Source organism: Streptomyces marokkonensis, assembly GCF_039539045.1.
GTDB classification, from domain to species: domain Bacteria; phylum Actinomycetota; class Actinomycetes; order Streptomycetales; family Streptomycetaceae; genus Streptomyces; species Streptomyces marokkonensis.
Window position 1 is genome coordinate 1 of sequence record NZ_BAABCQ010000025.1, and the last position, 23,041, is coordinate 23,041.

General features: G+C 72.8%; 20 protein-coding genes and 1 pseudogene. 11 read left to right on the forward strand and 10 right to left on the reverse strand.

Annotation, left to right across the window (positions count from 1 at the left end; all coding sequences use genetic code 11):
* Positions 1 to 166: 166 nt before the first annotated feature.
* The 3 genes from ABEA26_RS08950 (at position 167) to ABEA26_RS08960 (ending at position 2,275) form a co-directional block, all read left to right on the forward strand.
* Entirely contained in the window at positions 167 to 547 is a 381-nt protein-coding gene (locus tag ABEA26_RS08950; protein WP_345590818.1) for an STAS domain-containing protein, read from the forward strand.
* A 192-nt stretch (positions 548 to 739) separates the two neighbouring features.
* Positions 740 to 1,252: an EF-hand domain-containing protein gene (locus tag ABEA26_RS08955; RefSeq protein ID WP_345590819.1), complete on the forward strand. Its 513-nt coding sequence runs from the start codon at positions 740 to 742 to the stop codon at positions 1,250 to 1,252.
* A gap of 546 nt (positions 1,253 to 1,798) precedes the next feature.
* Complete coding sequence (locus ABEA26_RS08960) at positions 1,799 to 2,275, forward strand: ATP-binding protein (RefSeq protein ID WP_345590909.1); 477 nt, start codon at positions 1,799 to 1,801, stop codon at positions 2,273 to 2,275.
* A gap of 392 nt (positions 2,276 to 2,667) precedes the next feature.
* Here ABEA26_RS08960 and ABEA26_RS08965 read toward each other — a convergent pair whose 3' ends face one another.
* Complete coding sequence (locus ABEA26_RS08965) at positions 2,668 to 3,720, reverse strand: GlxA family transcriptional regulator (protein WP_345590821.1); 1,053 nt, start codon at positions 3,718 to 3,720, stop codon at positions 2,668 to 2,670.
* A 71-nt stretch (positions 3,721 to 3,791) separates the two neighbouring features.
* On the opposite strand from ABEA26_RS08965, the gene ABEA26_RS08970 reads away from it, so the two are divergent.
* Positions 3,792 to 5,144, forward strand: coding sequence for an MFS transporter (locus ABEA26_RS08970; RefSeq protein ID WP_345590823.1), 1,353 nt, complete (start codon positions 3,792 to 3,794; stop codon positions 5,142 to 5,144).
* Between the two features lie 34 nt (positions 5,145 to 5,178).
* Here ABEA26_RS08970 and ABEA26_RS08975 read toward each other — a convergent pair whose 3' ends face one another.
* On the reverse strand, positions 5,179 to 6,381 hold the full coding sequence (locus ABEA26_RS08975) for a flavin-containing monooxygenase (RefSeq protein WP_345590826.1): 1,203 nt from the start codon (positions 6,379 to 6,381) through the stop codon (positions 5,179 to 5,181).
* Between the two features lie 113 nt (positions 6,382 to 6,494).
* Here ABEA26_RS08975 and ABEA26_RS08980 point away from each other — a divergent pair, with 113 nt between their 5' ends.
* Entirely contained in the window at positions 6,495 to 7,106 is a 612-nt protein-coding gene (locus ABEA26_RS08980) for a GNAT family N-acetyltransferase (protein WP_345590828.1), read from the forward strand.
* Between the two features lie 117 nt (positions 7,107 to 7,223).
* Here ABEA26_RS08980 and ABEA26_RS08985 read toward each other — a convergent pair whose 3' ends face one another.
* Together ABEA26_RS08985 and ABEA26_RS08990 are read right to left on the reverse strand one after the other, a co-directional pair.
* The gene (locus ABEA26_RS08985) at positions 7,224 to 7,892 is read right to left on the reverse strand and encodes a pyridoxine/pyridoxamine 5'-phosphate oxidase (RefSeq protein WP_345590830.1); all 669 of its coding nucleotides are present in this window, start codon (positions 7,890 to 7,892) and stop codon (positions 7,224 to 7,226) included.
* A gap of 27 nt (positions 7,893 to 7,919) precedes the next feature.
* Positions 7,920 to 8,345, reverse strand: coding sequence for a pyridoxamine 5'-phosphate oxidase family protein (locus tag ABEA26_RS08990; RefSeq protein WP_345590832.1), 426 nt, complete (start codon positions 8,343 to 8,345; stop codon positions 7,920 to 7,922).
* 133 nt (positions 8,346 to 8,478) lie between these two features.
* On the opposite strand from ABEA26_RS08990, the gene ABEA26_RS08995 reads away from it, so the two are divergent.
* Positions 8,479 to 8,676, forward strand: coding sequence for a hypothetical protein (locus ABEA26_RS08995; RefSeq protein ID WP_345590834.1), 198 nt, complete (start codon positions 8,479 to 8,481; stop codon positions 8,674 to 8,676).
* 51 nt (positions 8,677 to 8,727) lie between these two features.
* Here the strand turns inward: ABEA26_RS08995 and ABEA26_RS09000 are convergent, their stop codons facing one another.
* Entirely contained in the window at positions 8,728 to 9,363 is a 636-nt protein-coding gene (locus ABEA26_RS09000) for a TetR family transcriptional regulator (protein ID WP_345590910.1), read from the reverse strand.
* Between the two features lie 134 nt (positions 9,364 to 9,497).
* Between ABEA26_RS09000 and ABEA26_RS36285 the strand changes: the two are divergent.
* Together ABEA26_RS36285 and afsK are read left to right on the forward strand one after the other, a co-directional pair.
* Positions 9,498 to 9,775, forward strand: a pseudogene (locus ABEA26_RS36285) (VOC family protein); the annotation flags it as partial.
* A 208-nt stretch (positions 9,776 to 9,983) separates the two neighbouring features.
* Positions 9,984 to 12,431 (forward strand): protein serine/threonine kinase AfsK, encoded by a 2,448-nt coding sequence (afsK, locus tag ABEA26_RS09010; RefSeq protein WP_345590836.1) that lies wholly within the window; start codon positions 9,984 to 9,986, stop codon positions 12,429 to 12,431.
* A 135-nt stretch (positions 12,432 to 12,566) separates the two neighbouring features.
* On the opposite strand, the gene afsS is transcribed toward afsK, so the two are convergent.
* The 3 genes from afsS to ABEA26_RS09025 all read right to left on the reverse strand — a co-directional run bounded on the left by afsS (position 12,567) and on the right by ABEA26_RS09025 (position 16,517).
* Positions 12,567 to 12,752 (reverse strand): regulatory protein AfsS, encoded by a 186-nt coding sequence (afsS, locus tag ABEA26_RS09015; RefSeq protein WP_345590839.1) that lies wholly within the window; start codon positions 12,750 to 12,752, stop codon positions 12,567 to 12,569.
* A gap of 219 nt (positions 12,753 to 12,971) precedes the next feature.
* Positions 12,972 to 16,001 (reverse strand): SARP-family global regulator AfsR, encoded by a 3,030-nt coding sequence (gene afsR, locus ABEA26_RS09020; protein ID WP_345590840.1) that lies wholly within the window; start codon positions 15,999 to 16,001, stop codon positions 12,972 to 12,974.
* A 90-nt stretch (positions 16,002 to 16,091) separates the two neighbouring features.
* Entirely contained in the window at positions 16,092 to 16,517 is a 426-nt protein-coding gene (locus tag ABEA26_RS09025) for a nitroreductase family deazaflavin-dependent oxidoreductase (RefSeq protein ID WP_425587802.1), read from the reverse strand.
* A gap of 94 nt (positions 16,518 to 16,611) precedes the next feature.
* On the opposite strand from ABEA26_RS09025, the gene ABEA26_RS09030 reads away from it, so the two are divergent.
* Entirely contained in the window at positions 16,612 to 17,442 is an 831-nt protein-coding gene (locus tag ABEA26_RS09030) for an endonuclease/exonuclease/phosphatase family protein (RefSeq protein ID WP_345590842.1), read from the forward strand.
* Here ABEA26_RS09030 and ABEA26_RS09035 read toward each other — a convergent pair.
* Positions 17,414 to 18,946, reverse strand: a complete 1,533-nt coding sequence (locus ABEA26_RS09035; protein WP_345590844.1) for a CehA/McbA family metallohydrolase — start codon at positions 18,944 to 18,946, stop codon at positions 17,414 to 17,416. The genes ABEA26_RS09030 and ABEA26_RS09035 overlap by 29 nt on opposite strands.
* 332 nt (positions 18,947 to 19,278) lie before the next feature.
* Here ABEA26_RS09035 and ABEA26_RS09040 point away from each other — a divergent pair, with 332 nt between their 5' ends.
* Positions 19,279 to 21,888 carry a bifunctional FO biosynthesis protein CofGH gene (locus ABEA26_RS09040; protein ID WP_345590846.1) on the forward strand — a complete coding sequence of 870 codons (2,610 nt, stop codon included), beginning with the start codon at positions 19,279 to 19,281 and terminating at the stop codon, positions 21,886 to 21,888.
* A gap of 93 nt (positions 21,889 to 21,981) precedes the next feature.
* A complete protein-coding gene (locus tag ABEA26_RS09045; protein ID WP_345590847.1) occupies positions 21,982 to 22,545 on the forward strand; it encodes a hypothetical protein in 564 nt (187 codons plus the stop codon).
* Here ABEA26_RS09045 and ABEA26_RS09050 read toward each other — a convergent pair.
* On the reverse strand, positions 22,529 to 23,035 hold the full coding sequence (locus ABEA26_RS09050; protein ID WP_345590849.1) for a DUF2165 domain-containing protein: 507 nt from the start codon (positions 23,033 to 23,035) through the stop codon (positions 22,529 to 22,531). The genes ABEA26_RS09045 and ABEA26_RS09050 overlap by 17 nt on opposite strands.
* Positions 23,036 to 23,041 lie beyond the last annotated feature (6 nt).

Sequence of the window (23,041 nt, forward strand, 5' to 3'; positions counted from 1 at the left end):
GTTTTTGATCGAACAGGATCGAAACCGTCTGAAACAAGCCTCTTCTGGCCGAACCCCGTTTCCGGCCGGGCGTTTGCGGGAACGGCCGGTGGGCAGGCGCGCGCCCAAGAAGCGTAAGCGTGGCTTCCGTTTCGGGTGATTCCGGACGTACCGACGAATGAAAGGCGTGGTGGTGGCGTTCAACGTGACCGGCGGCGAGCAGGGTCAGTGGGCCGTGCTCCAGGTGTCGGGCGAACTGGACCTGGTGACGTCACCGGTGCTGCGGCAGCGCGTGCACGACGAGGTGGCCGAGGGGCGGCACAGTCTTGTCCTGGATCTCTCCGAGGTCCTCTTCTGTGACTCCAGCGGGGTCGGTGTGCTCATCGCCTCCCGGCGGCTCATCCGCTCCTGCCAGGGCCGGCTGCGGCTGATACTGCCGGCCCAGGGAGCCGTCGACGGCTCCCACGTCAACCGCGTCCTCGGCGCGCTCGGCGTGCGCCGGCTCTTCGACGTCCACCCCGATCTGGCCTCGGCGACCGGCGACGAGCCGCGCCCCCTCTCCGCGTAGGCCCCTCTCCGCGTAGGCCCGCCTCCGCGCAGGCCTCTCCCCGGGAGGCGCCTCTCCATGAGACATCTCTCCGTGAGGCCTCTCTCCGAGCAGACCTCTCCGCGTGGATCCCGCCCGAGGCCGCGTCCCACGTCGTACGCTCCGAGCGAGACGCAGAGCACCGACACCGACGTGAGGCGGCCGGAGAAAACAATGGTCAACAGCGAGTACGAGCGCAGGATCGCCGCGCGGTTCGCCACCTTCGACCAGGACGGCAACGGCTACATCGACCGCGCGGACTTCAACGGAGCGGCCAAGGCGCTGCTCGCCGAGTTCGGCACCACCGCCCGCTCCGAAAAGGGACAGGCCCTGTACGGCGGCGCGGAGGCGCTCTGGCAGGGCATGGCGGGTATCGCCGACCGGGACGGCGATCAGCGCATCACCCGTGAGGAGTTCGTCACCGCGGCGGTCAAGCGACTGCGCGACAACCCGGACCGGTTCGCCGAGATCGCCCGCCCCTTCCTGCACGCGATCCTGGACGTCGCCGACACCGACGGTGACGGCGACGCCACCGTGGAGGACGCCGCGCGCGTGCTCACCGTGCTCGGTGTGCCCGGCGACACCGCCCGGGCGGTCGCCGCCGCGCTCGACGCGGACGGCGACGGCAAGGTGGGGGAGGCGGAGATCGTCCCCGCCTTCGCCCGCTACTTCACCGTGCCCGAGTAGCGGATCCCGATCGCGGGGGACGGGACGGCAGCCACCGGCTTCCCGACCGGTTGCGGCCGCCACCGGTTTCCCGCACGAATGACGCGGATCGTGGCAGAGCGATGTCACGGAGCGTTGATATCGGGTTGTGTCCGCCGCGTGACTCGTCACAGCCCGGAGTCGGTGCCACACTCCGGTACCTTGTGTGGGATGCGAGTGGTCCTGAGCGCCGACCGGGCCGGAGTTGCCCCTGGGGCGGTTCCGGGACCGGCGGTGTGCGCCTTGCCCCGCAGGGCGGAACGGCCGCCGGCCGCCGCCTGTTCGACGGCCCGGATCGGGCGTCGCACAGTATGCCGCACGGGTACTCCTTCGCGCTGGAATATGCCCGAAGCGCTTGTTGGCGTGACTGTAGGTCAACCATGCTGTGCCACGAGGGATTCACGTTCCGTGATCCCCGACCCGGCCGTTGTTCTGGCCATGCAGAGAATGGCTACGATCGTGGCCCTCATGAGGCGCGAGCCTTTGTGTCCGCCGGTTCGGATGGTGTGAGCGGTGCAGGTGCTTCAAGTGCAACTGGAGGTCCGGCCCGACCCCTCGGAAGTGGGGCGTGCGAGGCGGTGGGCGCGCTCGCGGCTCGCCGGGGCGGGTATACGGGCCGACGAACCACTCGCCGAGACGCTGGTCCTGCTCGTCTCGGAACTCGTCACCAACGCCGTGGTGCACACGGGCCGTTCGGCCGTGCTACGGCTGATGCTGCCGGGGACGGTGGCCGAGGAGGCCGAGGAGGCCACCGTCCGTCTCGAGGTGGACGACGCCAGCGACCGGTCCCCGGAGCCCCGCTGTGTGAACGGCGAGGCCACGGGTGGCCGGGGTCTCGCCCTCGTCGACGGCCTCGCCGACCGCTGGGGCTGGAGCCGGGAAGGTACCGGCAAGCGCATCTGGTGCGAACTGGACCGCTGCAGCGAGCGCGAGGGCGCCGGGCCGGCCTGTGGGAGCGGTGGTGGCACGGTGGCGTACGAGGGGTTCGCGTACGAAGTGGTGTAGCGGTGTGGCGGGGTAGCGGTGTGGCGGCAGGCGCGGGATGCGCCGGGTGCATGCGGCCCCGCTGTCTCCCGGGCTGACGCGGCAGTGCGCCGGGGTGTGCTTCCGTGCGCGTCCCGCGCAAATGGGATGTAAGTGATGAACTCCCCTTCTCCGGTTGACGGGTCGTGACCGCTTCCTCACGCTTGTAGGCAACGATTCGCCGCGAGGGGACGACGAGGGTTCGGTGACGGAGCCCTCGGCGAGCGTGGGTCGTGATTCGGCGGCGGTTCCTCGGGGGCGACGGGAGCCGGGCGGGAGCGCCGGAGTCGGGTGGCGGCGCGCGGTGCCATGTTCGGGGCGGACGGCGCCGCGCGCCGTTCCGACGAGTCGGGGAAGCGTGCCAAGGCTTCCCCTCATTGTCCACAGGCTGTGGACAACTCCGTCCGGAAGGTCCGCCGGTACGCGGTCGGAGTGACCCCGAGCGTCGCCATCAGGTGCTGCCGCATCGACTGGGCCGTGCCGAAGCCGGCCTCGCGTGCCACCTGGTCGACGGACAGGGCGGTGGACTCCAGCAGGTGCCGCGCCCGCTCGACGCGCTGACCGGTGAGCCACTGGCCCGGACTGACGCCGGCCTCCTCGCGGAAGCGGCGGGTGAAGGTGCGGACGGACATCGACTCCTGGGCGGCCATGTCCCGCAACTGGATCGGCTCCTGGAGGCGGCCGAGCGCCCAGGCGCGGGCGTTGGTGGTGGACGACTGCTGTGGATCCGGCACCGGCCGCTCGATGTACTGCGCCTGACCGCCGTCGCGGTGCGGCGGCACGACGGTGCGGCGGGCCACGTCGTTGGCGACGGCGGTGCCGTGGTCCCGGCGCACGATGTGCACGCACAGGTCGATCCCGGCCGCCACCCCGGCCGAGGTGAGCACGTCGCCGTCGTCGACGAACAGCACGTCCGGGTCGACCCGCACCTTCGGGAACAGCCGCTGGAAGTGCTCGGCGGAGGCCCAGTGTGTGGTCGCCGGCCGGCCGTCGAGGCACCCGGCGGCGGCCAGGACGTATCCGCCGGTGCAGATCGCGACGAGCCGGGCGCCGGGCCGGACGAGCGCGAGCGCGGTGGCCAACTCCTCGGTCAGCACACCCTCCTCGTACACCGGGCCCAACTCGTAGGAACTCGGCACGACGACTGTGTCGGCGGTCGCCAGTGCCTCGGGGCCGTTCTCGACCAGGACCGCGAAGTCCGCGTCGGTGTCGACCGGGCCGGGCGGGCGGACCGAGCAGGTGACGACCTCGTACAGCGGGCGCAACTGTTCGTCCCGGGCGCGTCCGAAGATCCGTTGCGGGATGCCCAGTTCGAAGGGGAGCAGGCCGTCGAGCGCGAGAACGACGACGCGGTGCGGCTGGTGCGGCTGGTGCGACGGGTGCGACCGGGGTGGCCGGGGTGCGCGATGCGTGCGGTCGGGCGTCATGGCCCGATCCTAGCGAACCATGTCTTTCGGGCCACTCGATCGGACGGCGCCCGCATCGGAAGCTCAGTGACATGACCCAGCCCACCGACGCCGCCGATGCCGACGCAGCAGAACCAGCGACTCCGCCACTCCGGCCGGATCCCGTCCGCCCGCGCCGCCGCGCCCGGGTGCCCCGCGCCCGGTTGCACCGCGCCTGGTGGGTCGTCGCCGTCACCTTCGTGACGATCATCGGCGCCGCCGCCTTCCGCTCCCTGCCCGGCATCCTCGTCGACCCTCTCCATGAGGACTTCGGCTGGTCGCGCGGCACGATCGGCGCCGCCGTCTCCGTCAACCTCGCGCTCTACGGTCTGACCGCCCCCTTCGCTGCGGCGCTGATGGACCGCTTCGGCATCCGGCGCGTGGTGGCCACGGCCCTGGTCGTGATCGCGCTCGGCTCGGGCCTGACGGTGTGGATGGAGTCCGCCTGGCAACTGATCCTCTGCTGGGGCCTGTTGGTCGGTATCGGCTCCGGCTCGATGGCGCTGGCCTTCGCCGCCACCGTCACCAACCGCTGGTTCACCGAGCGGCGCGGCCTGGTCACCGGCGTCCTCACCGCCGCCGCGGCCTCCGGACAGCTGATCTTCCTGCCGCTGCTGTCCTGGATCGTGGAGACGTACGACTGGCGCCCCGCGGCCGTCACCGTCGCCCTGGCCGCCCTCGCCGTCGTCCCCTTCGTCTGGCTCCTCCTCCGCGACCACCCGGCGGACGTGGGTCAGAAGCCCTACGGCGCCAAGGAGTTCGTGCCCAAGCCGGCTCCCGTGCCCGGTGCCGCCCGCCGCGCGCTCACGATGCTTCGCTCCGCCGTCCGCAGCGGCCCGTTCTGGCTGCTGGCCGGCACCTTCGCCATCTGCGGCGCCTCCACCAACGGCCTGATCCAGACCCACTTCATCCCCGCCGCCCACGACCACGGCATGCCGCTGACGACAGCCGCCTCGATGCTCGCCGTCATCGGTGTGTTCGACGTGGTCGGCACGATCGCCTCCGGCTGGTTCACCGACCGCTTCGAACCGCGCCGCCTGCTCGCCGTCTACTACGCCCTGCGCGGCGTCTCCCTCCTCTTCCTCCCCATGCTGCTCGCCCCCAGCATCCACCCGCCGATGATCTTCTTCATCGTCTTCTACGGCCTCGACTGGGTCGCCACCGTCCCGCCCACCCTCGCCCTGTGCCGCGAGCACTACGGCGACGACAGCGCGATCGTCTTCGGCTGGGTCCTCGCCTCCCACCAGGTCGGCGCCGCCCTCGTCGCCTTCCTCGGCGGCGCCGCCCGCGACACCTTCGGTTCCTACGAGGTGGTCTGGTACGCCTCCGGGGCGCTCTGCGCGGCGGCGGCCCTGATGGCCCTGGTGATCCGCCGCCGCCCGACTACGGCACTCGGCGCGTCCTGAGCCTCGCCTCGGCCTCGGTGTCGCCCACCCGCCCTCACCCCGCAAGCCGCGAGACCCGGCCCCCGTCCCTTTTCGCAACGGCTCCGGCGATGCGTACAGCGTCCCGCGCCAGCTCGCGGAGCATGCCGCTGACGGGGTTGGTGAAGCCGGTGAAGTACAGGCCGGGGGCGTTCTTCGGGGTGCGGGCGCCCCGCACGACCGGTCTGCCGCGGGCGTCGAGCACGCCGAGGTGGCCGACCAGCCCCTCCAGACCGCGGAGATAGCCGGTGGCGGCGAGCACTGTGTCCGGTGCGACGCGGGTGCCGTCGGTGAGCCGTACCTTGCCGTCCTCGAAGCCTTCCACGGCGGCGACGACCTCCACCCGGCCGCCGCGCACCGCGTCGGTCAGACCGACGTCCTGCACCGGGATGGCGCCCTCGGTGACCCGGGTGAGGAGCCCGGTGTCCGGGCGGGGCAGCCCGTGCGCCGACAGGTCGGGCGTGCTGATCCTGGCCAGCGGCCGGGCAAGCCGGTCGACGAGGCCGGCCGGCAGCCGCCGTACGAGGACGCCGTTGTACTGGGCGGGCCAGCCGGCCGTCGAGCGGCGCACGATGTGCGGCGCGGTGCGCACGGACAGCCACACCCTCGCGGCCCCGCCCTCCACCAGGTCCACGGCGATCTCCGCGCCGGTGTTGCCGACGCCGACGACCAGGACGTCCCGGCCGGCGTACGGAGCCGCGTTCCGGTACTCGGCGGCATGCCGCAACTCGCCGGTGTACGAGTCCCGGCCGGGCCAGTCCGGCACGCGCGGGGTGTGACTGTGACCGGTGGCGACCACGACCGCGGCGCCGGTCAGCTCGCGCCCCCCGGAGGCGTGCAGCAGCCAGCCGTCCCCGTCGGGGGCGCGCTCGACGCGGAAGACCTCGACGCCGGTGACGATCTCCAGCCTGTGGTGCTCGGCATACTTCTCCAGATACCGCACCACGTCGTCCCTGGCCACCCACCGCCCGAAGCGGCGCGGCATGGGCAGTCCCGGCAGGGACGACAGACGGCGCGTGGTGTGCAGGCGAAGGCGGTCGTAGTGACGCCGCCAGGAGGAACCGACGTGGTCGGCCCGCTCCAGGACGACGGCCCGTATGCCGCGTTTCCTGAGTGCGTGGGCGGCGGCGAGGCCGCCGGGACCGGCGCCGATGACGTACACGGGGCGGTCCGCGGGGTGGGCGGGCTGCGGTTCAGCGGACGCTGTGGAGTCGGCCATGCCGCGAGCGTAATCACGACCTTGCTTGATGGGTCTCGGTCAAGACGGAAATCGGTTGCGGATCGGTCACGACCGCCTGCAGGCAACGTCTCCCGGTCGGATTGAATGGCCCGATGGCCCACACACGCACGCACACCTTCGCCCCCTCCCACACCGAACCGCAGGGACACGGCCTCCGTCTCCGGTCCTGGGACGCCGGTTGTGACGCCGATGCGCAGACGTGGCTCCGCGGCCACCTCGACCCCGAGTTCCAGCGCTGGAACACGCCGCTGAAGCTGTGGACGGACCTCGGCGGGGCGCGTAAGGCGCTGCGCGCACGGGCGCTGGACGCCGAGGAGGGCAGGTCCGCGTCGTTCCGGATCACGGACGCGGAGAGCGGTACGGCGCTGGGTCACATCGGCGTCAACGAGATCAACCGGCCGCTGAAGCTGGCACGAGTCGGCTACTGGGTGCTTCCCGAGGCCCGCGGCCGGGGGGTCGCCACCCGCGCCCTGCTCCTCGCGTCGCGCTGGGCCTTCGCGGACCTCGGCCTGTACCGCCTGGAACTGGGCCACGCGGTGGAGCACGAGGCCTCCTGCCGGATCGCCGAACGCTGCGGCTACGTCCACGAGGGCACGTTGCGCGGGGCGATGTTCGAGGCCGGCCGGCACGACGCGTTCCGGGACGCGCACCTGCACGCGCGGCTGGCGACGGACGAGGAGCCGGCGGTGACCGGCGGGCGGTGACCGGCGGGGCGGCGACCGGCGGGGCGGCGACCGCCGCTCGTGACTGCCGTCAGGGGTCCGCCGCTCATGACTGCCGTCAAGGGCCCACCGCTCAGGTCCGCCGCTCAGGTCCGCCGCTCACGGCCACAGCGACCGCGTGCCCCAGCCGCCGTCCGCCGCCCGCCGGTAGGCCAGCCGTACGTGGCGGCGGCGGGCGTCCCCCTGGAAGAACTCCACCTCGTCGGGGGCCAGCCGGTACAGCGTCCATGAGGGGACGGGGGTCTCCGGCTCCCTCCCGGCCCGTTCCCAGGCCTCTTCGGACGCCCGGGCCAGCTCGTCCGGCGAGTCCAGATCCGCGCTCTGCCGGCCGGTGAGGGCGGCGGCCAGGGCACCGGTCGACCGCGCGTGCAGGTCGGCCTGCGCCTCCTCGGCCGGGGCGACGGCGACCGGGCCGCGCAGGCGCACCTGGCGGCCCAGCACCGGCCAGTAGAAGACGAGCGCGGCGTACGGGCGGGCGGCGAGGTGGCGGCCCTTGCGGCTGTCGGCGTGCGTGGCGAAGGACCAGCCGTCGGTGTCCGCACCGTGCAGCATCACGATGCGGACGTCCGGCAGGCCCTGGGCGTCCGACGTCGCCAGTGACACCGTGTGCGGCTCGCTCTGGCCGGCCGCCACCGCGTCGGCGAACCACCGCGTGAACAGGGCCAGGGGGCCGCCGGGCGCGGTGGCCGGGTCGAAGGGCGGCAGTTCGGTGACCGCGGGATCCCACACCCGCAGTGACCTCAGCAGTTCGTGGAGATCGGTTCCCATGCCCCGATTGTCACGGGTGCCGGGGGGTCACACCGAGCCGAGGTCCGAGGAGACCCAGCGTTCGGGACGCATGCGGACGACGACCTGGTCTCCGTGGTCGGCGGAGGCGAAGGCGACGTAGCCCTCGACCTTCTCGGCCGGCAGGTAGCGGGTGGCCATCTCCCGCAGGTGCTCCTCGGTGGCGGTGGCCGTCTCGACGACCGGCCCCTCCACCGATACGTACCGGATGGTGGGCTCGAGACGGTCGACCATCAGGGAGAACCGGCCCGCCGCCTTGATCAGCTCGTTCTTGCGGCTGTCGAGCCCGGTCATGATCCAGGCGTCGCCGCCGGGCTCGTACTGGTACCAGATCGGCACGGTCAGCGGGGCACGCCCCGCTCCCGCGTCGACCGCGAGCGCGGCGATGCGGGGCTCGGCCAGGAACTTCTCACGCTCTTCGCGGGTCAGGGCCATTCCGGTCTCCTCCAGCGGGTACGGGCGTCGGTGCTGAGCACAACACCGTGCGGACGGGCGGCTGTTCCCCGTTCCGGGGACGTCCGCCGGGACATCGGCCGGTGCGTGCGTCGGCGCATCCGCCGGGGGGACGGTGGACCTGACCGCCGTGGGCCCGAACTTCGAGGCGCTGGTCTTCATGTCGGCGTGGCGGGAGGGCCGGGACACGGACGCCGAGTTCGAGCGGGCGGTCGACGAGGTGGCGGAAGCGGCGGAGGCGGCGGAGGCGCGGCGGCCGGCCTCGACGCCGGTGATGAAGAACGTGGTAGGGGGCCGGCCGCCACCGGCGTAGCGCGGTGCGCGGCACGCGACGCGAGGCGGAAATGACAGGCTGCCGGGCCTGCTATTTGGCGGGCTTCTTGCCGGTGACACCCAGGTGCATCAACAGGGCCAGGTTTGGCTTGAGTTCGGACTGCTTGACGCCCCAGGAGGAGAACCCCTTCTGTTGCGAGGCCGCACCGGCGAGCATCACGACCAGTGAACCGGCGATCGCCGAGGGGTTCACGTCCTTGTCGACCTTGCCCTTGGCCTGCAGTTCGGCGACCGAGTCCGCGAGGGAGGAGTGCACCGAGTTCAGGATCTTCATACGGATCTTGGCGAACCGTTTGTCGCCCTCCGCCGCGCCCAGGTCGATGACCCGGAGGATCGCGTCGTTCTTCCGCCAGAACTCCATGAATCCGTCGACGAGTTCCTGTGCCGTCTGCCAGCCGGCCTTGCCGACCCACGAGCGGCCCGCCGTCAGTTCGGCCAGCCCGGAGCTCTCGGCGGCCATGTGCTCGGCGATCTCCAGGACGGCGCCCTCGACGTCCGGGAAGTACTGGTAGAAGGTCGCGGGCGAGGTGCCGGCCTTGCGGGCGACATCGATGACTTTGACATCGCGATAGGGAGAGGAGCTGAGCATGTCGCTGAGGCAGTCGAGCAGTTTCTGCCGGGTCGCCTGCCCACGTCGACCGGCCACGCGGCCGTCGACGGTACGCACTTGTCCTGTCATGACGTCAGCTTACCGACGGGTGATCCGAGCGCGATTCGGCCGACTGCAAATGGGGTGCGAGGGCGGAGAGGGGCTGGTGTGCCTGGTCTGCGCGGTGCGGGCGTCGTGGCTACTTTGACGGCATGGCCGAAAACGGACCATCCGCGAAGTGGACATCCAGCGACCCGGGCTACGTGTTCGCGCCCCCGGAAGGCGCCCCCTGCCGGGTGGACGCGCGGCTCTCCGGCGTGGAGGCGGGCAAGTGCTTTTACGGCGAGCTCTTCGGCTGGACCTTCCGGGAGGCTGAGGAGGGGACGGCCGAGGGGCGGAAGGAGGGACCGTGTGGGCGTGGCCGGACGGCGCTCCCGTCGCCGCGCCGACCCGCGAGACGGACGGCCGGATGCCGTGGCCAGGGAGCGTCGTTCGCGCCGCTGCAACGCTGAACGGGCCCGGCGAGCGCGACCCGGTGCCCGGGATGGGATGAGACACCCTGATTGTCCCCAGGTTCGCCACCAGCGCCTCGGACAGGAACAATCGGGGTGCGTGGCGCCACGGAGGTGCGGTGGTGAGACGCTGCACTTCGGTCGCGTACATATGTGGGTGGCGCGGCCCGTACGGGGAGGTGGCAGGTGGTGGATCAGCTGATGCAGCACGATCCGCGGCGGATCGGGCCGTTCGAGGTGCTGGGGCGGCTCGGCGCCGGCGGCATGGGGCTGGTCTATCTCGCGCGCTCGGCGTCCGGCCGACGGGTGGCGATCAAGACGGTCCGGACGGAGCTGGCCGAGGACCAGCTGTTCCGCGTCCGCTTCACACGCGAGGTGGAGGCGGCCCGCGCGGTCTCCGGCTTCTACACGGCGGCGGTGGTCGACGCCGACCCGCGCGCGGCGGTCCCGTGGCTGGCCACGGCCTACGTCCCCGCTCCCTCCCTCGAGGAGATAGTGAACGAGTGCGGGCCGCTCCCGGCCCAGGCGGTGCGCTGGCTGGCGGCGGGCGTCGCGGAGGCGCTCCAGTCGATCCACGGCGCCGGACTCGTCCACCGCGACCTCAAGCCGTCCAACGTCCTCGTCGTCGAGGACGGCCCCCGGGTGATCGACTTCGGCATCGCGTCCGGCGTTTCGAACACCCGTCTGACGATGACGAACGTCGCCGTCGGCACCCCCGCCTACATGTCCCCGGAACAGGCGAAGGACTCACGCAGCGTCACCGGCGCCAGCGACGTGTTCTCGCTCGGCTCCATGCTGGTCTTCGCCGCCACCGGGCACCCGCCCTTCCACGGCGCCAACCCGGTCGAGACGGTCTTCATGCTGCTGCGCGAGGGCCCCGACCTCGAGGGCCTCCCGGACGAGCTGCGTCCGCTGATCGAGTCCTGCATGCAGATGGAGGCGACCGGCCGCCCCAACCCGGCCGACCTCCAGTCACAGCTCGCCCCGCACCTGTTCGGCTCCGGCTCCGACGACAGCGGTACGGCGTCGGCGTGGCTGCCCGAGCGGGCGGTGAGCCTGATCGAGAGCCGCCGGGGCAGCCGCACCGCGGTCAAGCTCGCCACGACGGCCGGCGGCCGGGGCGGTGGCGGTGTCGGTGGCGCGGGTGGTGCCGGTGGCGGTGCCGTTGCCCCGGTCGGCGCCCGGCCCGCGGTCCCCGCGCCCCCACTTCCGCCCCCGCCCTCGCACGACCCCGTCGTACCGGCGCCGCCCGTGCACGCACCGCCGGTGCCGGCGCCCGTGGGTGCCCCCGACGCCGGACCGGTGCGGCTGGCCGGCGTCTCCGTACCCATCGGCCCCGGCCCGCGCGTCGCCGACATGCGCTCCGCGGCCGTCGCGGCCCCCCCGCCGGAGTCCGCCCTCGCCGCGTCCTGGTCCCGCCCCCGCCCCGGCGTCAACGGCGCCGACCCCGCCCTGCCGGCGGCGGCTCCGTCCGCCCCCACCGCACCCCCCGAGGCGTCACCGGCCGGCTGGCGCCCCTGGCGCTTCCGCATGTCCAACGACGTCTGGGGCACGCCGTCCGTCGCCGGTGACCTGGTCTACGTCACCTCCTTCGAGGTGCACGCCCTGGACGTGGCCACCGGGCGTCGCCGCTTCAAGACCCGGGACGTCGCCTGGTCGATGGCGGTCGCGGACGGCCGTATCCACGCCTCCGACGGCCCGACCCTCTTCGCCCTGGACGCCCGCGAGGGCGCCGACCTGTGGCGCGTCCAGACCGACGCCTGGGTGTACTCCCTCCAGGCCGACCGGGGCACGGTCGTCACCGCCACCCGCGGTGGCGGCGTCCAGGCCTACGAGTCCTCGGGCGGCCAGAAGCTGTGGGAGATCACCGGCGCCCAGACCGACTTCGAGTCCCAGGAGGCGGGCGCGGCGCTCCACGACGGCACGGTGTACGTCTGGCAGGACGCCCGGCTGCGCGCCCTGGACGCCCGTACCGGCGACGAGCGCTGGTCGTACCCGATCGGCGACGCCGCCTCCTGCGGCGGGGTCCCGGTCCGTGTCGCCCACGCCCCCGACGGCTACGTCTACGTCTGTGCCGGCACCCGGGTCCTCGCCCTGGAGGTCACGTCCGGCCACGTCCGCTGGCACTTCGAGGCCCCGGCGGTCTTCCTGGCCCCGCCCACCTTCGTGCCCGGTCCCGCGGTGACCGGCGGCGGTGTCTACCTCGCCGACTACCTCGGCACGGTCTACGCCCTCGACGCCACCGACGGCCGCGACCGCTGGCGCATCGCGACCGAGGCCCGTTCCTCCCCCGACCCGGTCCTGGTGGCGGCCGGCCACGTCCACGTGGGCAGCGGCAAGGGCCTCTACACGCTCGACGCGGTCACCGGCACACCCAAGTGGCGCTTCCAGGCGGGCGGCGACATCGTCGGCGCCCCCGCGGTGGCCGAGGGCCGCATCCACTTCGGCTCCACGGACCACCTCCTCTACACCCTCAAGGCCGACGACGGGCGTCTCCGCTGGAAGCTGGCCACCGGTGGCGAGATCACCGGTTCCCCGGTCGTCCGCGACGGAATCGTGTACGCGTGCAGCAAGGACCGCTGCGTGTACGCACTCGACGCGGAGAAGGGCACGGGAACGGCCCGCACGACCTGACCGGCGCCCGGAGGGACCCCGACGGGCCGGTGCGCGTACCAGGGCCGGTGCGCGCACCAGGGCGGGTGCGGACACACGTCGGCCGCGGCGGCTCCCCTCCGCGCCGCCGCGGCCGATCCCCGTGCGGGAAAAGGTCTACTTGCCGTCGCGGTCCAGGGCGGGCGGCGCGGGCATCTGGTTGTCCAGCGTGACGACGGGCTCGTCCTTCGCCGGCGGCGTGGGCATCTGGTTGTCCAGCGCGACGACGGGTCCGCCGTCCGCCGGCGGCGTGGGCATCTGGTTGTCCAGCGGCTTGGCCGGCGTGGCCTTCTGCTCGCTCATCGGTTCGTACTCCTCTGCAACGACGAGGTCGGGTGCCAAACGCCCGCCCGGTGGCTCCCCCCGGGGCCGCCGGGCGGGCGTTCGGAGCCGAACACTGGTCCGTCGGCTCCCCGGTGACCGTCTGCCCCCCGACGCGACGGTCTGGCGTTCACAAGCATGCCGGAGGGAGATAAACGAACGCTGAACGCCGCCGTTTCGGCCTCCCCGACGCCGCGTCGCTCAGGCCGCGTCGGCGGGTGCCAGCAGGGTGCGCACCTCGTCGGCCTCCGAGGCGCTGTTCTCCTCGTAGAGCCTGAGGGCCTCACGCCAGCAGGCCCGGGCCCGGTCGGCCTGTCCCAGTGCGAAGAGCGACCGGCCGAGGAGCGTCAGGACGTTGCCGCGCATCCGGTCGCCTCCGATGCATCCGATGGCGAGGGCCTGTTCGGCGTGCTGAGCCGCCTGGGCGGGACGGTGCGCGGCGATGTGCGCCTCGGCGACCCGGAAGTGCGTGGTCCCTTCCCACAGACGCTGACGGTGGTCCACGAAGATGGTCAGTGCCTCGTTGAACTGGCTCAGGGCCTCCGTGAGCCGCCCGGCCTGGGTGAGGGCCACACCGAGGGCGTAGTGGCCGTTGGCCAGGCGCATCGTCCTGCCCAGCTCCGCGAGCAGGGTGAGCCCGTCCCTGGCGATGGAGACCGCCTTGCCGACGTTGCCCATGGCCAGGTGGGCGCGGGACAGGTTGAACGACGTCGTCGCCTCGCCGGCCCGGTTGCCGGCCTGGCTGAAACCCCGGATGGCCTGGTCGAAGAAGGTCTTGCCGTCGGAGTACCGGTGCTGGTGCAGTGAGATGAGACCCCGGTCGTTGGCGGCCCAGCTGCCCGCGGCGACATCCTGTGCGGAGGCCGCCCGCTCCATGGCGAGGCGCGCCTCCTCCGCCGCCTGGTGGATACGGCCGGACACGAGCAGCACGTTGGTGAGGGTCGTCCGCGCCCGTCCTTCCGTACGGTGGTCTCCGGTGGCACGGGCGGCCTCGGACACGGCGATGGCCGTGGCCTCGTACTGACGTGAGTTGGCGCCGGACTCGGCCAGGTCCTTGGCAGCCCACAGGAGGTCCACTCCGCGCCGCAGCCGGTCCGTGTCCGCGGACTGCCGTACGCAGGCCAGCAGGGACTCCCCTTCGGTGTAGAGCCAGTCCAGGGCGGCCGTGCCCTCGGCGAAGCACAGCCCTTCGTGCCGTGTCGGCTCCAGGTGGTCCACCAGGCGGTCCCCCGGACGTTCCATCGCGTAGATGCCCGCCGCCGTGGCCAGGTAGAAGTCCAGCAGCCGCGACAGTGCCGCCCCCCGCTCGCTCGGCGGATGCTCGTCCCGTTCCGCGCACGCACGCGCGTAGAGCCGTACGAGGTCGTGGAAGCGGTAGCGGCCCGGCGCCGCCGATTCGAGCAGGGACGTGTCCACCAGGGACTCCAGCAGGTCCTCGGTTTCCTGTGCCGGGAGGTCGAGTACCGCCGCTGCCGCCGCGAGGGAGATGTCCGGGCCGTCGGCCAGCCCGAGCAGCCTGAACGCCCGCGCCTGGGCCGGTTCCAGCTGCCCGTAGCCCAGCTCGAAGGTGGCCTTGACGGCCAGGTCGCCGGCTTGGAGTTCGTCCAGGCGGCGGCGTTCGTCCGCCAGTTTCGCGGCGAGGACCGACACCGTCCACGTGCGGCGGGCCGCCAGCCGTGACGCCGCGACACGGATCGCCAGGGGCAGGAAGCCGCAGGCCCCGACCACGTCCAGCGCCGCCTGCCGTTCCGAGGCGACCCGCTCCCGGCCCACGATCTTCGTGAAGAGCGCCAGCGCCTCGTCGGGCGACATCACGTCCAGGTCGACCAGATGGGCCCCGGCGAGGTCCACCATCCGCACCCGCGCCGTCACCAGCGCCGCGCAGCCCTCCGTGCCGGGCAGCAGCGGGCGTACCTGGGAGGCGTCCCGGGCGTTGTCGAGCAGGACGAGGACGCGGCGGCCGTCCAGGAGGGAGCGGTAGAGCGCCGCGCGTTCCTCCAGGGAGTCCGGGACGGCCGAGTCGGCCGTGCCCAGGGCGCGCAGGAAGGAACCCAGTACCGTCTCCGGTTCCGCCGCCCGCGCGCCCGCGCCCTGGAGGTCGACGTAGAGCTGCCCGTCCGGGAAAGCGGCCCGCGCCTGGTGGGCGACGTGCACCGCGAGGGTCGTCTTGCCGACGCCGCCTATGCCGGCCAGCGCCGAGACCGCCATCACGCGGCCGTCACCGTTCCCGTCCCCGGAGGCCGACGACAGCGCGCCGCTCAGCTCGCGGACGAGGGAGGCGCGCCCCGTGAAGTCCGGGACGGTGGCGGGGAGCTGGGCCGGGCGGACCGGCGTCGCCGTCTTCCGCACGGCCGGGGCCGGCGGTTCGGCGAGACCCGGGTCGGCCTGGAGGATGCGCTGCTGGAGTTCCTGGAGGCCGAAGCGCGGGTCGACGCCGAGTTCGTCGGCCAGCAGGCGTCGCGTGTCCGCGTAGACGGCGAGGGCCTCCGCCTGGCGTCCGCTGCGGTACAGGGCCAGCATCAGCAGCTCGCGCAGGCGTTCCCGCAGCGGGTGCGCCGCCGTGAGCGCCGTCAACTCCGAGACGGACTCCGCGTGGCACCCCTGCTCCAGATCCATGTCGAGGCAAGTCTCGAGGAGTTGGAGCCGCCACTCCTCCAGGCGGACGCGTTGCGTCTCGGCGTACGGGCCCGGGACGCCGGCCAGTACCTCGCCGTCCCACAGTGCCAGCGCGCGGCGCAGTACGTCACGCGCGTGGCACAGGTCCCCGGCGCCGCGCGCCTTCTCGGCCTCGGACGACAGGTCCTGGGCGGTGGTCAGGTCCAACGCGCCCTCGTCCAGCCCCCGTACGGCGTACCCGCCGGATTCGCTCACCAGGACACCGGGTTCCAGGACCTTCCGCAGCCGTGAGGCGTACGTCCGTACCGCCGCCAGTGCCTGCGGCGGCGGTTCCCCGCCCCACAGGGCGTCGATCAGCTCGGACGCCGTCGCCGTACGGCCCTCGCGGAGCAGCAGGGCGGCCAGCAGGGCGCGCTGCTGGGGGGAGCCGGTGGCCAGCGGTTCGCCGCCGCGCCAGGCGCGCACCGGTCCGAGCACGCCGAAGCGCAGCACCGCCGGCCTCTCCGGCTCGGTCGGCATCTCCGGCTCGGTCGGCATCTCCGGTTCGGTCGGCATCTCCGGTTCCGCCGGGGAACCGGGACGCCGCTGCTCCGGTACGCGCGGTACACCGTCCATGCAGTCCCCCTAGACATCCTGAGCAACTACGCCAGTTTGCCTTGCTCATGCCGACCTCGTCAGCCGTGGGAGACGCCGATCACAGGTCCCTCACGTGGCTTCCCGACTCTCCAGGTCCACCCGCACCGTCAGCAGCCCCGTCCCCACCCCCATGGCCCGCACCGCCAGGCCGTTGAGCCGGGGGAGGCGTCGCAGCCGCGCGATGGGGTCGTCGTCGGCCAGGGGATGGGCGGTTCCCGTGTACCAGCGGCCCCGGATCCGCACCCGTACCCGCGGATCGGCCCGGATGTTGCGGACGTACTGGGACCGCTCACCGAATTCCGACACCAGCCAGAAGGAGTCCCCGACCCGCCGCCCGCCCACCGGCGTGCGGCGGGGCAGGCAGGAGACGCGGCCGGTGGTCTCCAGCAGGGTCTGGCCCGGCAGGCGGCGTACGACGGCGTTGAGGCGGCGCTGGAAGGCCGTGACGGCCCGGTACTTCTTCTCGGCGTTTTCGGCGGAGGACGACATCGACATCGTTCGTTCACGCTCCCGTCTGGTATGCCTCCATGTTCCCCGGAGACGCTCGGGGGAAGGGAGAGGGCAGGGCCGAGGGACGGGTGGTGCCGGTGTGCGGGTCGTGACCTGGAATCTGTGGTGGCGGTTCGGTCCGTGGGCCGACCGGCAGAAGGCGATCCTCGACGTACTGCGGGTGCTGCGGCCCGACGTCGTCGGCCTCCAGGAGGTCTGGGCCGCCGACGACACGAACCTCGCCGAGTGGCTGGCCGGGGAACTCGGCCTGTACTGCGCCTGGGCCGCCTCCGAGGCACCCGAGCGGTGGCAGCGGCGGATCGGGGACGACACGGTCGGTATCGGCACCGCGGTGCTCAGCCGCTGGCCGGTCGTGGAGCGGGCGGTGCTGCGGCTGCCCGTCCCCGAGGAACTGGACGACGGCCGCCTCGCGCTCCACGCCCGTCTGGACGCGCCGGGCCACCCGGTCCCCTTCTTCACCGCCCACCTGACCTCGGGCGGCCACGCCTCCGCCGTCCGCCGCGAACAGGTCGCCGCGCTCTCGGACTTCGCCGCCGCTCACCGCCACGGCACCGGCTTCCCGCCCGTCGTCACCGGGGACCTCAACGCCCGCCCCGAGTCGGCGGAGGTCCGTCTCCTGCGTGCGGGGCGGCTCCAGGACGCCTGGGAGCACGCCGACCCGTCGGCCCCGTCCGCCACCTGGGACGGGGCCAACCCGTACATCCCCGACGGGCCGGTGCCGGGCGCGCGGATCGACTACGTCCACGTGGGGCCGCCCGGCCCGGACGGACTCGGCCGCGTGCGTGCCGTGCGACGGGCGGGCCACGGCCCCGTGGGCGGCGTGTGGCCCTCCGACCACGCGGCGGTCGTCGCGGACCTGGCGGGGCCCGACGGCCCGGAGGCTACCGCCCCAGGAAGACCGGGTTCGTGAACGCCGCCAGTGCCCCCGGCAGCGGCCCCGCCGCCGCCTCGTGGCGCAGTTCCGCCCGTACGTACGCCGCGTAGGACGCGGTCGTGCGCCACTCGACGACGTCCGAGCCGGACACCGGCAGCGGCGCACTGGTGAACAGGACGCCCTGGTCCGTGACGAAGCGCACCGTGCAACGCGGGGCGCCCGTCACCTCCAGGCGGACGGTGACCGGGGTGTCGTCGTCCACGCGCAGCCGTTCGCCGATCCCGGCGTGCTCGCCCCGGCCGCCGGACGCGGTGAAGGCCAGCGACACCTTCGCCGACTCGGCGACGTACGACCGTCCGGCCCGGATGCCCTCCTGGATCGCCTCCCGGGTCAGGTCGTCGGCGAGGACGACGGTCTGCGGGCGGCCGATCACGTCCGGGGCGCGGTGGGAGTCGCTGCTGCCCATCGCCGGGAGCCAGCCCCGCCCGTCACGCCCGCCCGGTCCGTCCCGTCCGTCCCGCACGGCGGCGATCAGCATGGCGTCCCAGTCGGCCAGCGCCACCTCGTCGTCGGGCGTGTAGGCCCCGTTCCACACCTCGACCGCGTCCGCCTCCCCGAACCCGAACTTCCAGTTGCAGCCGATGCAGGTGGCGTGCGGATGGGCCGGGACGACCAGACCGCCGGCGCGGCGGATCTGCCGGGCGAAACGGCCGAAGCGGTTGTCACGGGCCCGGTAGCGCCAGTCGACGAAGGTGCCGGGATCGGTGCCGAGGGCGACGACGTGGCCGTTTCGGGTCGTCACCTCCTCGCCGAGCAGGATCAGCAGGTCGTCCCCGGCCTCCTTCGCCCAGTGGGCGTGCGCCGAGTGCGTGTTGTGCTCGGAGGAGTTGATGAAATCCAGTCCGGCCGCGCGCGCGAGCGAGGCGATCTCGGCGAGGGTGAAGCGGCCGTCGGAGTACTCGGAGTGCAGGTGGCAGTCGCCCCGGTACCAGGCACGCCCCCGCCCCCTGGCGCGCTCGGGCGGATACACCGGCCGTACGGCCGCGCTCTCCTGCCCGTACGTCAGTGTGATCGTGATCTCGTACGACAGCCCCTGCGGAGCCACCGTGTAGGGGCCGAGGGCGATGTGCCACACCCCCGCCCTCACCGGTCCGGGGAGGTAGCCGGGGGTCGCGTCGTCCGCGCGCACGAAGAACTCCGTGCGCGCGCCGCCCGACCAGCCCCGGAAGCCCCGACCGCCGAGGTCGGTGCCGCGCTCGTCGAAGAGGCCGATGTCGAGGGCGTTGCCCTGGGTGCCGACCGGGACGGCCGGGCGGTCGTAGGTGTACGCGACGTGGATCTCGCGGACGCCGTCCGGGACCTCGACGGGTACGTACACGAAGTCGGGCGAGCCGGTGGGCAGCGTGCCGCGCACCGTTCTCTTCCGCCGCTCCCGCGGTGCCGCCGAGGCGAAGCTCACGCTTCCCGACGTAAGCGCCGCGGCGGCTCCCGTCACGAACACCGCGCGTCTGCCGATTCCGGCGTGGTCGTCCTCGCACATGCTGCTGCTCCCAGGTGTCGTCAGTGACATGACATCGGTGGTGCGGGCGTGGTGCAGGGGTGGTGCGTGGGATGGTTCCGGGGGGCGGGGGGGGTGGTACGTGCAACCCTCGTATTGAGCCGTGAACTCCCGTGCAAGGAAAGGGGTTCGGCGCATTGAGAGCGGGCGACCGCACGGTGGGGGAGCGGGGCGCCGGGCGTGGGAAGCGCGACCGCCGGGGCGTGGAGACCGAAGTCGCCGGGGCGTGGAGACGGGGAAGAACGGGACCGGCGAGGTGGGCCGGGCGGGACGGCTCCCCCGCGTCCTGATCACGCCGCTCGTATGCTCGACGGATGACGACTTCCGCGACCCCCGGAACCGGACCCGCCGACCCCGGCCCCTCGGGCCCCACCGAGAGCTCCCTGCGCCGCGCCCTCAAACGCGCACGGGACGGTGTCGCCCTCGACGTGTCCGAGGCCGCGGTGCTGCTCCAGGCACGCGGCGAGTACCTCGGCGCCCTCACCGCGTCCGCCGCCCGCGTCCGGGACGCGGGTCTGGAGGCCGCCGGGCGCCCCGGCGTCATCACCTACTCGAAGAGCGTCTTCATCCCGTTGACCCGGCTGTGCCGGGACAAGTGCCACTACTGCACCTTCGTCACCGTCCCCGGCAAGCTGCGCCGCGAGGGACACGGGATGTTCATGTCCCCCGACGAGGTCCTCGACATCGCACGGCGCGGCGCCGCCCTCGGCTGCAAGGAAGCGCTGATCACCCTCGGCGACAAGCCCGAGGACCGCTGGCCCGAGGCGCGCGAGTGGCTCGACGCGCACGGCTACGACGACACGATCGCCTACGTCCGCGCCATCTCGATCCGCGTCCTGGAGGAGACGGGCCTTCTCCCGCACCTCAACCCCGGCGTCATGACCTGGACGGACTTCCAGCGCCTCAAGCCGGTCGCCCCCTCCATGGGCATGATGCTGGAGACCACCGCGACCCGCCTGTGGTCCGAACCCGGCGGCCCCCACCACGGCTCCCCGGACAAGGAACCGGCCGTACGCCTGCGCGTCCTGGAGGACGCCGGCCGTTCCTCGGTCCCCTTCACCTCCGGGATCCTGATCGGCATCGGCGAGACCTACGAGGAGCGTGCCGAGTCGCTGTTCGCCCTGCGCAAGGTCTCCCGCGCCTACCACGGCGTCCAGGAACTGATCATCCAGAACTTCCGCGCCAAGCCGGACACGGCGATGCGCGGCATGCCCGACGCGGAACTGGACGAACTGGTCGCCACGGTGGCCGTCGCCCGCCTCCTCATGGGTCCGTCCGCCTGCCTGCAGGCCCCGCCCAACCTGGTGGACTCGGAGTACGAGCGCCTGATCGGCGCCGGCATCGACGACTGGGGCGGTGTCTCCCCGCTCACCATCGACCACGTCAACCCCGAGCGCCCCTGGCCGCAGATCGACGAACTCGCCGAGAAGTCCCGCACGGCCGGCTTCGAGCTCCGCGAACGCCTCTGCGTCTACCCGGAGTTCGTCCAGCGCGGTGAGCCCTGGCTGGACCCGCGCCTGCGCCCGCACGTGGCGGCCCTCGCCGACCCGGCCACCGGCCTGGCCCGCGCGGACGCGACGGTCGAGGGCCACCCGTGGCAGGAACCGGACGAGGCGTTCACCGCGACCGGCCGCACCGACCTGCACACGGCCATCGACACCGAGGGCCGTACGTCGGACCGCCGCGACGACTTCGACGAGGTGTACGGCGACTGGGGCGCCCTGCGCGAGGCCGCCGTCCCCGGCATGGCACCGGAGCGCATCGACACCGACGTACGCCAGGCCCTGGCGACGGCGGCCGACGACCCGACAAGGCTCACGGACGACGAGGCCCTCGCCCTGCTGCACGCCGACGGCCCGGCGCTGGACGCCCTGTGCAGGGTGGCCGACGACGTGCGCAAGTCCGTCTCGGGCGACGACGTCACGTACATCGTCACCCGGAACATCAACTTCACCAACGTCTGCTACACCGGCTGCCGCTTCTGCGCCTTCGCCCAGCGCCGCACGGACGCCGACGCGTACACGCTCTCCCTGGAGCAGGTCGCCGACCGGGCGCAGCAGGCCTGGGACGTGGGCGCGGTCGAGGTCTGCATGCAGGGCGGCATCCACCCGGACCTGCCGGGCACCGCCTACTTCGACATCGCGAGGGCCGTCAAGGAACGCGTCCCCGGCATGCACGTGCACGCCTTCTCCCCGATGGAGGTCGTCAACGGCGCGACCCGCACCGGCATGTCCATCCGCGAGTGGCTGAGCGCGGCGAGGGAAGCGGGCCTGGACTCGATCCCGGGCACGGCGGCGGAGATCCTGGACGACGAGGTCCGCTGGATCCTGACCAAGGGCAAGCTGCCCACGGCGACGTGGATCGAGGTCGTCGAGACGGCCCACGAACTCGGCATCCGGTCCTCGTCCACGATGATGTACGGCCACGTCGACCAGCCCCGCCACTGGCTGGGTCACCTGCGCACCCTCGCCGGTGTCCAGCAGCGCACGGGCGGCTTCACGGAGTTCGTGACGCTCCCCTTCATCCACACCAACGCGCCGGTGTACCTGGCGGGCATCGCGAGGCCGGGCCCCTCCATGCGGGACAACCGCGCCGTCACGGCGATGGCCCGCCTCCTCCTGCACCCGCACATCCCCAACATCCAGACAAGCTGGGTGAAACTGGGCACGGAGGGTGCGGCGGAGATGCTCCGCTCCGGCGCGAACGACCTGGGCGGCACCTTGATGGAGGAGACGATCTCCCGCATGGCGGGCTCGTCGTACGGCTCGTACAAATCGGTCAAGGACCTGATCGCGGTCGCGGACGCGGCGGGCCGCCCGGCGAAGCCCCGCACGACGTTGTACGGCCCGGTGACCGAGGAGCGGCAGCGGGCGGCGACGGCGTCGGACGGTCACCTGCCGGAGCTGCTGCCGGTACTGGACTGACTCCCGGGCAGGAGCAGGGGCACGGGCCGCCCGCAGTACGATGATCGGGCCCCCGGTGTGTCGGGGTTCTCGTAGCTGAGGAGATGCGTGCCCGTGCCAGCCCGACTTCCCTCCTGGGCCTGGGTCTCCGGTCTGACCGTGGGGGCGATCGCGGCGGTGACCGTCCTGGCCGTACAGGCGGACCAGGGCCCCCGCCCCACCGCCGCCGTTGCCAAGCCGAGCCCTTCGGTGTCGGCGGACGCACAGCCGACCCCGAAGGAGACCACGCCGGCTCCGGTGCCGGACGGGTCCGGCACCGGGCGGCGCATCGTCTACTCGCTCGACCAGAAGCGGGTCTGGCTGGTCGACGCGAGCGACGCCGCCCGGCGGACGTTCGCGGTGTGGCCGGGCACGGTCAGCCCCGACCCGGGCACCTACACGGTCGGCACCCGCGCCGAGGGGGCCACGACCGGCTCCGACGGCGTGCAGATCGAGCAGATCGTCTACTTCGCCCAGGAGGACGGCGTCTCGGTCGCCTTCTCCAACGCCGTGGACGGCTCCTCGCCCCCGCCGCCCGCCTCCGGTGCGAAGACGGGCGGCATACGGCTGCACAAGGCCGACGGCACGGCGGTCTGGGCGTTCGCGACGAGTGGCACGAAGGTCACGGTCGTCGGCTAGCGTCCGCCTCTCCGGACGGCAGGTGCGCGACGATCAGCACGACGCCGCTCAGCAGGAACACCCGCGTCGCCGCCTCCAGGCCGTTCCAGTCCGCCGACTGCCACATCGCGAACCACTCCCCGCCGATCCCGATGAACCCGGCCCCGAAGAGCAGCATCAGCATGAGCGTGCCGTACGTGGTCATGCGCCGTGCGGGGGCGTGGTCACGGCGTATCCACAGCCAGGTCGCGTAGATCAGCACCAGTGCGGCCGCCGTCTCCCACACGATGATGGCGACGTAGGCGGCGTCCTGGAGGCCCTTGCTGGTGATCGCCCGCCACATCAGGTCGTCGTCCTTGAACGTCGTGTCCATCGCGAGGACATGGCGTACGAAGTCCTGGTTGGTGCCGAAGTCGGTGATGTTCCCGAAGGCGACCAGGGCGATGTAGAGGGCGAGGATCGCGGTCAGGACGGTCGCCGCGAGAGGAAGGGTACGTGGGGTGTTGGACATGGCAGC